The organism is Pseudobacteriovorax antillogorgiicola, from assembly GCF_900177345.1.
GTDB lineage: Bacteria > Bdellovibrionota_B > Oligoflexia > Oligoflexales > Oligoflexaceae > Pseudobacteriovorax > Pseudobacteriovorax antillogorgiicola.
In genome coordinates this window covers 246,769-259,156 of the sequence record NZ_FWZT01000004.1, presented here as the reverse complement: position 1 = coordinate 259,156, position 12,388 = coordinate 246,769, and the positions used below count along the sequence as shown (strand labels likewise).

Genomic DNA, 12,388 nt, shown 5'->3' with positions numbered 1-12,388 from the left:
GCCAACGATTAAAAGTACATCAGTGACCGCGAAACCAATCGTATATTCATAATGCTAGCTCAAAACGAGCCTCACATTCCATAGTTTATTGACATTGGTGGCTTATATTTGCCTTAGGATCTCCTACTAGAGCCCCAAGGTTGTTCCCTGGTGAACGCCTAACATATTACATGGCAGGGATCGCCACCTGGAATAAAAAAAGAGGCTACTCTTTTCAGAGTAGCCTCAACAACCCACACATATGATTAACTGTCATGGCCTCTAATGAGTTTGACAGTAATCTCTGCATTAATTGGCAGTTCTTCTGAGAAGCTGATAGTTCGATCCTCTACTACGAACTTATCTGTGGCTTCGCCGTTAATCGTCACTGCATAAGCTATATCTACTGACGATAGCAGGGCATCGAGATCATACTCACCGGTGTCGAGAGAGAACTCCTGGAGATGCTCTTTTACGTAGTCGAAGCTGAAGAGAATATTTTCTGTTCCGTTGAAACCGCAAGCACTGATGTCTACAATCGTACCATTCGGCTTGAGATCTCCACAGTCTCCTGTTGAATCACCAGTGACCTTAACCATCGCGCTGAAAATGGGATAACCCAAATCAATCTGCGATTGATTCTTAAAGATGTTGTCGTATTCGATCACGTAAGACTTACCCTTTTGATATTCTCCAGCATCAAAAGTAATCTCTTGCTGCCCAACAGTTGCTGACAAGGGACTGCTAAACTGATCGTAAACAACTACACTAGCCATTGCCTCCAGTGGCGCGAAGACAGGGTAAGAAAGCAGTGGACCAATAACCCTTTCATACTGAAATTCAATCTTTGACGAGTCTTTCGGAGCGGAATTAAAAGTCACATTACCACTTGCTGAATCATAACTGAAAGCACTGGCTTCAACTGGTCGACCGTCTACTGAAGCCTTCACTGAGCTAGCAACAAGTCCTGGCTCAATCTTGAAGCTTTTGAGAAGCGAACCTGGCTCACGATACACCACCTTAATTTCTCTAGCTTGGGGTGGTTTGGTGAATTGCACTTGCTTCTTGCTGGAGTCGTAACTGAAATCGGTGCTCGGCCGACCATCAAGATAGACAGTAATTGCAGAAGGATCGGCATTGCCATTCAGAGTAAAGCTAGCCTGCGGTGCAGAGGTTGTAAATCGATAGTTGATTGAGATTTTTGCTCCCGCTGGAGGCGCTTCATCGAAAGTCACAACATTACCGATGATGTTGTAACCTGTTCTAACTTTTGTATTGTTGACCACCACTTCGATTGATTCCGTAAACGGCGTATATTGCAAGGCAAATTGAGTTTTCAAAATTAAACTCAGGTCTAGACTCATCGCTTGAAGTGTGGCGCTATAGTCACTGTCGCAGATAGAGCCCCAGCTACCACCGGTTTGTTCAATCAAATCGGAATAGACCACCCCTTGGCGAAGTGCTGTTTGACACTGTGACTGCTCCTGGCTTGTGTGCCAGATCAATCCGAAAACCTTAGCGTTGACACCCACCTGGCGAATGGTTGCCAAGTAGTCTAGAAGGTAGTCTGCACTATTCTGCTCGTCTACCGCACACTTGGTACCATCGGAGCAGTTGTCCTCATCCGAAACGTAAAGGATCGCGAGTGTCGAGTTTGGTCGAATCCAAGAGCTCCCACCAAGGCAAGCCGGGCTGAGTGCGCTGACCGCCTGAGGAACACCAGCCTCGATACCAGATCCCGAAGTACCAGCTCGTATGGCATTCGAGAAGGCTTGCTGAGGATTGCTCTGATTTTTTTGTATCATTTCTCTCAAACAACCATCGGCAACATCGGTGGTCACAACTCCAATGCGCCAATCACTCTGGGCCACGTAGCTTAAGAGTGGCATAAGCTTAGTTGAAAGGTTTGCCTGTTCCTCTGCCATCGAACCTGAGTTATCGATGACAACCAAGACATCAAGAAGACCCTGAGCATCATCGTTCTCATTCTGCTTGAAAAATTCACTGATAGTCTGCTGATCTGAGCCCTGTTTGAATACCTCTACCTTCTGGGCTCTCGTCACCTGCTCATGAGTTAGATGAGCCTTAACTGTTTGCTCCTGCATCGTTCCGAATTGCTTAATTGTTTCTGACTCAAGGTCCACCTCAACTTCGACATCATCTATAGTAGATGCCTGAAATTTCCATTCTGCCGACTGCAAACTATTATATTGAGTCAGGTCATCAGATGGATTCTGATTGACCAGCTCTCCGTCATATTCCGCTGGCAATTCTTTAAATGGTGGGGGGCTTTCGTCACAGCCTGTAACGCTGAGGGTTACCAAGGTAACCATAGTTTGAAGCTTGAGCTTCATAAGACCTCCTCTAGGTTAATCGTTGGAGCTTGGATTAGACTCCAGCATCGGGACATGGCAACCCCGGCTCCAGTCCAAAGCAACGGCCCTTTATCAAGTGAGATTCTGCCTCTCGGGTAGCTACTTAGTTTAACGACGATTTTGGCTATTCTTTATTTATTTCCAAAACGAACGATTTTTAAACTAGCTCGATTTCCCTAAGGCAGAATTGATAAACTTTCGGCCTGCAGCCTTTTTATTGCTCGTTTAAATATTACGATTTCCAAACGGACTTGGGCACCTACGAGGATGGGAAAGAAGTACCTAATTTAAGCTTCGAATTTTAGGGAAATCCAGAATTGCCAAGATGCGAACAGACTATCATCAGGCACCTAAAAATACTTAAGATACGAGAATGTTTAGCTTGATTAAAAATGATTTAATAAACGAGATTTTTTCCCCGAATGTCAGATAGATATTGGACTTTGAAGGACAAGGGGACCAAATATGTCTAAATCCAGCAATCCTGGCGAGAAACTCGTCATGTCGATGCTCCAGTGCATGGACCGCTACTCTGTGGAACAGGCCATCAGCAGCACACCACTGAGGCCGAAAAACCCGCTAAATATTACTTTCAGTGAGATTAGTAGCCTCAACCAAAGGCAACACGATAGGCTCAGCATGGGCGCTCAGGTCAATCTCAACAAGGGTGAAATCTACATCATTGGTGATTGTAAGGACATCTCCGCATCAGGTATGTTTCTAGCCTGCTATCCTGATGAGAATATTTTTGTGAACGACACTGTGCACCTGATTATTAAGTTAGAAACCGGTGAACAGGTTTTTCGAGCCAAGGCTCGTGTCGCTCGCCAGGAGCGCAACGGCTATGCCTTGAAGTTTATCACTGCGAGCTAGAGGGGCAAGCCCCTTCACTTTCCCGATTCTCTGGACAAAGATTTGCAACGCTTTTGGTGGCGAAAGGTTTGATCCTGACCCATGCTTCAAGAGCCAGCCATCCTTCTTCAAATAACTTATTCTTGTCTCCAACTTATAGGAAACCACAGCGTTCAGAGCCAGCTCTGACATCCTGTACGGAAAACCAATCACCTTAACTTACGAATATTACGCAATTTATTCAGATCCCACCTCAATTCTACTCCCCACCTGGCGATCCTGGCGACAAAGCAAGAATCTGAGCTAAGAATGTAAATATAAGAATTAACTTATAAAATTCAGATTCCGCGACTCCTGGCTATGGTATCAGGCTTGCACCACCCCAGACATAGGTGAAAAAACTTCAAAAGGGATGGAACAATGAAAATCATCGGAAAAATTTGCCCACTTGCACTCACTGCACTTCTAGGCGCCTGTGGTCAGCAGCCATCAAGCCCGGTGGGACAAGCAAGTAGCAGTCAGGGAGCCGCTCAGGCAGAATCAAACAGCCCTGCCAGCAGCGACGATCTAGTAAGTGCTGAGGTTGATCAAGAAAACGACGCTCAATTAGAAGCACTTCAAGCTGAAAAGTCTGCTATCGAATCACGAATGTCAGAAATTAATGTGGAAATGAGCGAAGCTCAGGATGCTCAGGTACAGGTGAACGCCGCTGCTGCTCAAGAAGCCGGAATCGGTGCTGTCGCCGACCTTGGTAATCTAGGGGCAGCCTTTGACATTGGCGCTCTTGATCTGGACGCGCTAGCTATCGATGCCGATGCGATTCAAGACTTGATCGATGCCGCAATGGATGGTGATGTAGATGGTGTCATCGACGCGTTAATGGATCTCGTCGCTGCTCTAGGTGCAGAGCTTGACGCTCTTCAGGTAGATCTAGATGCTGTAAACGCACAAATCGATGCTATAGAGAAGTAATAGCCATTTAAAAAATCGGGGATTTTAGGGTATTCAATGAATCAGAATGGTCTATTCTGAGTCGAGTCGTGTTCAGCCGCCCAATACGGAAGTTGGGCACCCATACACTCCTGTGGCGAAGCTTTGTTAGCTTCGCCATTTTTTGTTCCTTGCACACGTGCCAATGTCCTGGACAGTCTATTGAATTGGCTTTTCTGGAATATCAAGAAAGCATTAGCATTCCTTCTGGCAATCTGAGGAATGGGAATTGCAAATTGCAAGGCGTGCTTGCTGAGTTGGATGTTGCTGATGTTGTGTGGAGATGAAATGGCAAGAAATCAAGAGCTTATAGATCAATTACGGACCATTTTTCAGGATGCTGCCGGTGCCGATACCCAGCAGTGGCATCAAGATGATAGTTTCCTCGCCTTAGGGCTCGATTCCTTGCTAATGACACAGGTTGCAGCAACTTTGAAAAAAACCTTCAAAGTAAAGGTTGGTCTCAGAGTTCTTATGGAAAGTCACGATAGCCTAGAAAAACTGGGTGACTTCATCGCCCAACGAATGCCCCACGATGTAAGGCCAACGATTAAGACTCAAGATAGTGCAAAAACTCCTCAATTGCTTGAACCTAATATAGGCTCCACAAATCGGAACTCTAGCAACTTAATCATGGCCCAGATCGCCTTGATGAAACAGCAGCTTGAACTCCTGTCTACAACACCATCTAACAGTCCTGCACCAGGCCCCATCATGGGCGAAACAAAGATGTCCACGTTTCGCTCAGCTCCTACAATGAAGTCTCCATCGAAAAAATCGGAGAACTTTGGAGCTATGGCCAAGATCAAGCGGGAACGATTTAGTTTAGAGAACCAGCAAAAGCATGCCATTCAAACTTTTACAGAAAAATACAACAAAAAAACATTTAAATCGAAAGCCTTTTGCCAAACCCATCGTCAAGCCTACGCAGACCCACGGGTTGTCACTGGCTTTTCACCAGTATTAAAAGAGCTCATTTACCCCATCGTTACCAAGCAAGCTCAGGGTGCGAGAATCTGGGACCTTGATGATAATAGCTACATCGATTACACCTGCGGCTTTGGAAGTATGTTTCTTGGTTATCAGGCCGATTTCATCCAGACTGCCCTTCAACAAGAATTGAGCCATGGTTTTGCAATTGGCCCCCAGTCCCATCTAGCAGGTGAGGTTGCCAATCTATTCTTGGAGCTCACAGGCCACGAGCGCGTGAGTTTTGCGAACACTGGTTCGGAAGCCGTTCTTGGTGCCATTCGAATAGCAAGGACAGTTACAGCAAAAGACAAGATCGTTGTCTTTGAAGGTGCCTACCATGGGATTAATGATGATGTAATCGTCCGTGGTCGATACGATAAGCCTATTCCTGGAGCCCCTGGAATCTCCGAAGCAGCGGTGAGCCAAACCATTGTCTTACCATATGGAGAAGCCGAAAGTTTAGAATATATCCGTCAGCACGGGCAAGATATTGCCGCTGTTTTAGTAGAACCAGTTCAAAGTCGACGACCAGACTTTTTTCCCTTGGCATTTTTGAAACAGCTTCGCAGTCTCACTAGGGACGTCGATAGTCTTATGATCCTTGATGAGGTCATCACAGGATTTCGATACACTGCTGACGGTATCAATGGCCATCACAAGATTGACGCTGATCTCGTCACTTATGGGAAGATTCCTGGCGGAGGATTGCCGATCGGCGCTATAGCTGGCAAAAGCTCTGCGATGGATACCCTTGATGGCGGTTCCTGGATGTTTGGAGATTCTTCAGTACCCGAGGTGGGAGTCACTTACTTCGCGGGAACATTTGTCCGTCACCCTTTAACATTAGCGGCAGCCAAAGCTACCTTGCAGCACCTCAAGGATGCCGGTCCATCACTACAGGAAACCACTGCTGCTCGTGCCAAGGTTCTATGCGATGGCATGAACGAGATTTTCAAGAAGCACCGAGTGGACTTTAAGGTATTGCGCTTTAGCTCACAGCTATACCTTAAAATACCGAGTCACTATCCTTTCGGTGAACTTTTCGGAGCTTGGCTCCGCTATCGTGGAATACACTTACTATTCGGCTTTCCATTTTTTGTATCTACTGCTCACAGCGACAGTGACATCGCAACGACTCTTCAGATCATGGATGAGCTTGTTGCTGAGATGACCAATCTGAACTTCCTTCCCACAGGAGGCTGAGAAGACATCGGCTCCTAGCAGCGAAAGCTAAGTAGCTCCAACTGCAATAGCCTTGGGGGGCTTGTCAGATTCATGACTACAGTTTCCGGCACGACACAGCTCTGACGGCGCCTAAGTCCATCCAACTGATAGGTACCGCTACTATGGGGAAGCTGCTTTCCAAGAGGCACCTCACCTGATTCATCCATGTTTTGAAATGCAGCCAGGATTAGAGCAAGCTGCTCAGAAGGCTCGCGCAGATAGTGCTTGATGGTATACTCTTGGCCCTGCTCCCACACCCCTTGGCTTGCGACCTCACCAAAGGTATTGACAAGGATCACCCGAGCACGCCCCACGGTTTGGTGAATCTGCACCAGGTGCTGCTCCTGTTTCGACAAGAGAACGTACTCAGCCACAAACTCGCGGCTGAACGTACGATTTTGATCAGGAGTGGTTTGACAGGCAGTCCAGAACACTAGTATAGGCAGAATCCAAAGCATAAATCGCAGGCTCCAACAATGACGTTCAAAAATCGTCCCACGATCATCTAACCTGCGCTAGGAAAATTCAACAGCCAATTAGCTCGACTTTGGCCGAAATTCAGGAAAGAGATTACGAATAGTATGTATAAAAAGTAAGCCGCTTGTGAGATGGTTTTTTGCTACCAAACGAAAAATCATCTTTAATCACAGAACGGCTTACCATGTCTGTACCATCTTTCATTAGCGATTTCATGTCGATTTTTTCAGAGTGTGCCTCTAAGCCCTCTATGACAAGGCTTTGCGAGCTTCTTACTGCCAGAATTCTCGCTATTGGAAAAAGTACTATAAGTAATTTAGCAAGAGTCTATGGACTGGATCCCTATGCTTGCCCTTGGCATCACGTATTTTCTAGATATTCTATCTCCCTGTGGCCATTTTCACTCACCTTGATTCGCCTGATTATAAGTACTTTTTCAATTAGCAGAAACGTCATTTTAGCTATTGACGATACCACTTGCCTTCATAAAGGTCCCAAAGTTTTTGGTCGTGCTAAACATAGGGATGGAGTCAGGTCCTCTCATGGTACTTTAGTTCCTCTTATGGGGCATAAGTGGGTGGTACTTTCCATAGTTGTGAGAATACCTGGAACCTTTCGTCAATGGGCGTTGCCTATTGCTGTCGGTTTGTGTCGTTCTTCGGAGTTTGCGAAGTCACAGAAAAAGAGACATAAAACACCTGCACACATTGGAAGACTTTTGGTAGCTAAAATCAAAAGAAGTTTTCCAAAGATCAATTTCATCATAGTTGGCGATCAAGGCTTCGGACAGCACCAATCCGCTAAAGATTTCTCGAAGCCAGGACTCACGTTAGTAAGTAAGTTCTATCCAGACGCTGTCCTTAGGGGCTTGCCGCAACCCAAAAAGAAAGGGCAGCCAGGGCGACAGCAAACCATGGGAGCAAGACTCCCGAAACCTAGCGAAGTAGTAAATTTAACGGAAAACTTTAGTAAAGCAACAGTATCTTGGTATGGAGGAGGTGAGCGAGACGTCGAGTTTATAGCTAACGAAGGGTTTTGGTATAGACAAGGAAAGGGAGTGGTAAAAGTCAAATGGGTGTTTGTCAGAGACATAACTGGAACCCATCGAGATGAGTACCTTTACACCACTGATACTAACTTAAGTCCTGAGGAAGTCATTTCTCTATTCACTAGCAGGTGGGCCATAGAAACTACATTCCAAGAATGCAAAGGACAGCTTAAGATCGAGTCAACACGGGTATGGTCTGAAAGGTCCACGTTATCACTTATTCCTCTTATTTTCGGTATGTATTCAATGGTGGTACTGATAACAAAGGACAAGGTGACAAACTCCACTAGGTTCCCAATAAGTTGGCCAGGGAAAAAAGGGCCTACTTTTTCAGATATGATCCTTATATTGAGGAGAAACACCTGGGAGGCGTATTTAAATATCAACACCCAGATGGATCAAGGGACGTACGCAATTAGATCTTCTGAAATTAGAAAAATCATAGGAGCCTTGTGTCAGAGCGGGTAGTTCAGAAACTGATACTCTTGAAAATTTCATATATCAGCCAAAGTCGAGATTAGGAACTGTTGATGTTTTAAGAAACGAAGCTGGTCTGGCTTGATGAAGCCAAGGCTAGGAGTTGTATTTGAGTCTAATGTTGTTATCGATTCACGCCGGCTACCATTATAGCTATCCAGAATATCTTTACAATGAAAGGCATTGATATTTACAATATGAATTGTAGCACAAAATTCTATTCGATAATAACCAGATATAGAAGTTGAATTCACTATCTGATGCGACCCATTCCTTCAAAATGGGAAAAGATCACTTTGAGATAATCTTAGAATTTCTTAGGTCAGTCAAGACTAAGATCTGACAGGAATGGTAGAATTAGCAGAGGCAGGGGAAAAGCGACAACTGACAAAACGCCCCAAAACCAGATCGATCGATTCTTTTTCTTAGCGAGGTACATCGAATAAACTACTACAAGACATAGTAGTATGATTGTTAGTGTCATGAAGATAATTTCACTCATCCCTGGAAGCATTGTAACCTATTTTTAAGCTTTTCTTGGTCCCTAGGTATTCCAGTGACTCACCACTAGAAATTCCACTTTTGATCGAGGAGCTTGAGAAAAAGATCTGTTTTCAATCGATCAAGGGTAGGAGGTCTCGATACACTGCTAGTTTTTGATCCGAAGTTAGCACTCAACTAGAAATCTGAGCGTACATCATCATTCCCGATGACACCTCCGTGTGCCCATTCCAATCGGTTTCAGAAATAATGTTTCCATCAGGATCGTAGGTATAAGAACGAGTCGCAATCTCCTCACTTCCGTCTTTTGTCCTCTTTAGCTCTTTGCTTTAACTCGACAATAAAGTCGCATAGAAAAACTATTGCAAGACCTTCTAGCAAGCTGTCTCTATATATCAAGCTGGCTACAATTGTAATTATAACCAGCCCTTCAAATAAAACAACCTATCCATTATTCACGAGCTTGATTCTACCAAACTCAAAGCAGCCCTTTCCTCCATGATCGTCAATGTTAACTTTTATAGGATCGAATGTTCGAGTGTAGTTTTCACCGTCCACAGCTAAAGTATAGGTACATTCAAACTCAACAACGCACTTCATCTGATCGCTTTCTAGAATAGCTTCACGACCAGGCCATGTTCGAAACTGCTTAGCTGCGACACCACTCCCATCGGGAAAGCTCCAAACATCAACATAAGAATACTTGCAAGATAGCTCTTTAATGAAAATCTGCGGATTCATCACTGGCAAGCCATTATACGCCCTAAACTGCATTTTTTTCTTCGTTTCGTAAAAATCAGGAACATCGATCACACCAATATTACCACTAGAAATACTTTCTAATTGAATGTAGTTTCCGATATTTTCACTACTAAGCGAATCGAGAATATCTTTTGACGACTCAACACTTGAGAAAGCTGCACTCGAAGAAAGAATAGTAATAACGGTAATTCCGTTTTTTAACATATCTCTAAATCCTACTTATGTTGATAGTGGTTTTCTGGCAATAGCACGACACTTGATACCTTGTTTTTGAAGCTCGTCACATGCCGATAGTAGTAATTCAATCCTAGTATCATCTTTGCAATCTAAGACGCTGGCACCAAAAGTCAGCCATGCAAATACGTTGGCGCTCCCGTCCATAACAACAGCACTAACCTGTGCGTATGGGTGAGGGAACAACTTGCAGACGTAAGAACCTGACTTTAGCCCTAGCCCAACTCCCCCGAGGATACTAACTAGCTGCTCCTTAGTTTTACATTGCACGGCCTCTAAATTATAGTTGCGCCTATTCAACTCAAGAGCAGCAGAGGGTATGGAAGAACCCTTGCCGCCATCGGTAAAACACACATTCCCAAGACCGTTGTTAGGATTTGGGAAAACTCCTTGCGGCGGCGGCCTCTCATGCTCCGGCGTGACACTTAGACTATCTATGATCTCTTTACTAGTAAGATTATAACCAGTTGAAAAAGCCGAAACGCTCGGTGCGAAGCTAACAAATAGTACTAACGCTTTGATCATAGGAACCCCTACTGGTTTAGGATTGTCTGCGCGTTATAAAATTCATCCGCAGGAAACGTGGGGATAATCTCACCTGTATGAGCGTTACGCAACACAACATCCTCCCAATCTGAAAGACGCTCAGATTCACCACCGCTTGGCTCTAGAATCACCTTAACATCAGTTAGGCATTTAGCCTCATCAGCATATGCGTTATCAGTGCCCACTTGGCAAGCATTTGGTCGCCTACAGTATTGAACTACTGTTGTAATCTGCTTTGCACAATTTTTCTCGTTCGAGACTAGCGTGCTTTCCTCGCTAGTGAATAGACGTAAATTGAGAGCTTGTTTCTGTTCCCCAGTTTTGTTAGTCCATGTGAAAAGCGCTCCGTGGCTGCCTATGTAGATATTGGCAGAAGAAGGCGTTTTATTGACAGCTATTGACTTCGACCTAAACTTAAATTCGTCAGCGGCTTCTAGTGTTCCAGTCATAGATGAAATTAATACCAAAGAACCCATTAACTTTTTAATAGCCATAACATAATCCTATGAAATTTCTCAAAAAAGAAGTTATGCACCTAACGTATATCTAGATTTTTCTAAGCTCAATCATACAAGCGTGACACTCTAAAAATTAAGCGTCCCTACGCTCTCTATTTTTCCAATAAAGAGCGTGGTGCCCTATGACTTATTCTGATATTAAATCAATCAATAGCGATTATTTAGCAAACCAACTGTTCTGGAGATATCATGGACGATCTCATCGACCATTGGCGTACTTGGTTGGAAGGTCACGCTTCTCGGTCTGTACCTGGATTAGCGCAGAAGACAGGGCTGGCCACCTCCACCATTAGAAGGATTATGAACGGAGAGCAAACCCCAAACGAAGAAACAGCGAGAAGTATATTACGAGTCACAGCCTCGGACCCTAGCGAGTATGTAACTCTTTTAAACAAAGCCTTTCCTAGTAGTAACGAGCATCTAAGTTACGTCGCACAAGCGCTTCAAGGAGCTACAGCAACCGACATTGCTGTAGAGTTCTACAAAGAGGACGCCCTAGGCTTTGAAATATTTGTGGCTACAACTTCTTCTATTGGCTATTGCGAAAAAGCTTTGATTAAAAAACTAGGAGAAAACGGGGCAGCTAGAATTGAGCAACTACTAGATGATGGAAGCTTAACATTAAAAAATGGTCGCCTATACTCCAAACAAGTTCTATTTACTTCAAAACAATCTATATTGGATGCATGCGACAAAACGCCCAGACTAGTAAAAATGAACGCCGACAAGTTGAGCGGGCAATATTTCTACGCTAGCAGGTACACTGAATCTGATCTAAGAAAAATTGCCAATGCGACAATCGACTTCATTCAGAAAATGGATGAGATTAACGCCAACAGGGAACCATTGGATAAGACTTGTAAGCCAAGTTGTGTTAGCATCGTTTTCGGATCTATCGAAGGAGAGAGCTAACATGAAATATATATTTCTAGCATTAACCCTAGTAAGTACCATTGCGGTTTGTGAGGGGTCCGGCGGTGGCGTAGTTGGTAGACAGTTCACCCTATCCTCCACTGACTTTTCGACTGCTTTAGAAGCTCTCGAAAAGAGGGACACGGTTTTTTCTCATCATATCAATGAAGACATAGAGCCAAGAAGGTTATTAACACTCGAAGCCCTAGAAGTCATTGAAGCCAGCACTGAAAGCGGCGAACTCATCCACTTGATACAAGAGTAAGCCGCTAGGCTCTCGATGTATCAGTCTGATACACCTTCTTGGGGGTAACTGGTCGCTTGAAACGCCGTAAACCGCCTGTTATCCCTTGCCAATACAAATATTCTAAGACAGACGAAAATTTGTGGCACCCATATTTGCTCTAGAGCAAGCAGACCAGAAGAATCTATACACGACGTTTTTGCTATTAAAACGGGTTTTGGAAGTTCTGCTGAGTTTGCTGATATTGCGCAAGCATCTATAGCATATGTAACTGCCG

The 12,388-nt window shown here is 44.5% G+C and carries 11 protein-coding genes; 6 read left to right on the top strand and 5 right to left on the bottom strand.

What is annotated here, in order from left to right; all coding sequences use genetic code 11:
- Positions 1-245 precede the first annotated feature (245 nt).
- Positions 246-2,333: a hypothetical protein gene (locus B9N89_RS07235; RefSeq protein ID WP_132316632.1), complete on the bottom strand. Its 2,088-nt coding sequence runs from the start codon at positions 2,331-2,333 to the stop codon at positions 246-248.
- Positions 2,334-2,819: 486 nt separating this feature from the next.
- Here B9N89_RS07235 and B9N89_RS07230 point away from each other — a divergent pair, with 486 nt between their 5' ends.
- The 3 genes from B9N89_RS07230 (at position 2,820) to B9N89_RS07220 (ending at position 6,371) form a co-directional block, all read left to right on the top strand.
- Complete coding sequence (locus B9N89_RS07230; RefSeq protein ID WP_132316634.1) at positions 2,820-3,227, top strand: PilZ domain-containing protein; 408 nt, start codon at positions 2,820-2,822, stop codon at positions 3,225-3,227.
- Between the two features lie 399 nt (positions 3,228-3,626).
- A complete protein-coding gene (locus tag B9N89_RS07225; RefSeq protein ID WP_132316636.1) occupies positions 3,627-4,178 on the top strand; it encodes a hypothetical protein in 552 nt (183 codons plus the stop codon).
- A gap of 306 nt (positions 4,179-4,484) precedes the next feature.
- Complete coding sequence (locus tag B9N89_RS07220; RefSeq protein WP_159455215.1) at positions 4,485-6,371, top strand: aminotransferase class III-fold pyridoxal phosphate-dependent enzyme; 1,887 nt, start codon at positions 4,485-4,487, stop codon at positions 6,369-6,371.
- A 14-nt stretch (positions 6,372-6,385) separates the two neighbouring features.
- Here B9N89_RS07220 and B9N89_RS07215 read toward each other — a convergent pair whose 3' ends face one another.
- Positions 6,386-6,850, bottom strand: coding sequence for a hypothetical protein (locus tag B9N89_RS07215; protein ID WP_132316640.1), 465 nt, complete (start codon positions 6,848-6,850; stop codon positions 6,386-6,388).
- Positions 6,851-7,053: 203 nt separating this feature from the next.
- On the opposite strand from B9N89_RS07215, the gene B9N89_RS07210 reads away from it, so the two are divergent.
- Positions 7,054-8,385, top strand: coding sequence for an IS701 family transposase (locus tag B9N89_RS07210; protein WP_132316642.1), 1,332 nt, complete (start codon positions 7,054-7,056; stop codon positions 8,383-8,385).
- Between the two features lie 954 nt (positions 8,386-9,339).
- Here B9N89_RS07210 and B9N89_RS07200 read toward each other — a convergent pair.
- From B9N89_RS07200 to B9N89_RS07190, 3 genes are read right to left on the bottom strand one after another with little or no spacing between them, the layout of a single operon-like run.
- Positions 9,340-9,861, bottom strand: coding sequence for a hypothetical protein (locus B9N89_RS07200; protein WP_132316644.1), 522 nt, complete (start codon positions 9,859-9,861; stop codon positions 9,340-9,342).
- Between the two features lie 15 nt (positions 9,862-9,876).
- Positions 9,877-10,416, bottom strand: a complete 540-nt coding sequence (locus B9N89_RS07195; RefSeq protein ID WP_132316646.1) for a hypothetical protein — start codon at positions 10,414-10,416, stop codon at positions 9,877-9,879.
- A gap of 8 nt (positions 10,417-10,424) precedes the next feature.
- Positions 10,425-10,931, bottom strand: coding sequence for a hypothetical protein (locus tag B9N89_RS07190; RefSeq protein WP_132316648.1), 507 nt, complete (start codon positions 10,929-10,931; stop codon positions 10,425-10,427).
- A 213-nt stretch (positions 10,932-11,144) separates the two neighbouring features.
- Between B9N89_RS07190 and B9N89_RS07185 the strand changes: the two genes are divergently transcribed.
- Both B9N89_RS07185 and B9N89_RS07180 read left to right on the top strand, forming a co-directional pair.
- Positions 11,145-11,867, top strand: a complete 723-nt coding sequence (locus B9N89_RS07185) for a helix-turn-helix domain-containing protein (protein ID WP_132316650.1) — start codon at positions 11,145-11,147, stop codon at positions 11,865-11,867.
- 1 nt (position 11,868) lies between these two features.
- Positions 11,869-12,132: a hypothetical protein gene (locus B9N89_RS07180; protein WP_132316652.1), complete on the top strand. Its 264-nt coding sequence runs from the start codon at positions 11,869-11,871 to the stop codon at positions 12,130-12,132.
- Positions 12,133-12,388 lie beyond the last annotated feature (256 nt).

Excerpts from the sequence above, each read along its gene's own strand:
- B9N89_RS07235 (WP_132316632.1), bottom strand. The coding sequence starts at position 2,333 with ATGAAGCTCAAGCTTCAAACTATGGTTACCTTGGTAACCCTCAGCGTT.
- B9N89_RS07230 (WP_132316634.1), top strand. The coding sequence starts at position 2,820 with ATGTCTAAATCCAGCAATCCTGGCGAGAAACTCGTCATGTCGATGCTC.
- B9N89_RS07225 (WP_132316636.1), top strand. The coding sequence starts at position 3,627 with ATGAAAATCATCGGAAAAATTTGCCCACTTGCACTCACTGCACTTCTA.
- B9N89_RS07220 (WP_159455215.1), top strand. The coding sequence starts at position 4,485 with ATGGCAAGAAATCAAGAGCTTATAGATCAATTACGGACCATTTTTCAG.
- B9N89_RS07215 (WP_132316640.1), bottom strand. The coding sequence starts at position 6,850 with ATGCTTTGGATTCTGCCTATACTAGTGTTCTGGACTGCCTGTCAAACC.
- B9N89_RS07210 (WP_132316642.1), top strand. The coding sequence starts at position 7,054 with ATGTCTGTACCATCTTTCATTAGCGATTTCATGTCGATTTTTTCAGAG.
- B9N89_RS07200 (WP_132316644.1), bottom strand. The coding sequence starts at position 9,861 with ATGTTAAAAAACGGAATTACCGTTATTACTATTCTTTCTTCGAGTGCA.
- B9N89_RS07195 (WP_132316646.1), bottom strand. The coding sequence starts at position 10,416 with ATGATCAAAGCGTTAGTACTATTTGTTAGCTTCGCACCGAGCGTTTCG.
- B9N89_RS07190 (WP_132316648.1), bottom strand. The coding sequence starts at position 10,931 with ATGGCTATTAAAAAGTTAATGGGTTCTTTGGTATTAATTTCATCTATG.
- B9N89_RS07185 (WP_132316650.1), top strand. The coding sequence starts at position 11,145 with ATGGACGATCTCATCGACCATTGGCGTACTTGGTTGGAAGGTCACGCT.
- B9N89_RS07180 (WP_132316652.1), top strand. The coding sequence starts at position 11,869 with ATGAAATATATATTTCTAGCATTAACCCTAGTAAGTACCATTGCGGTT.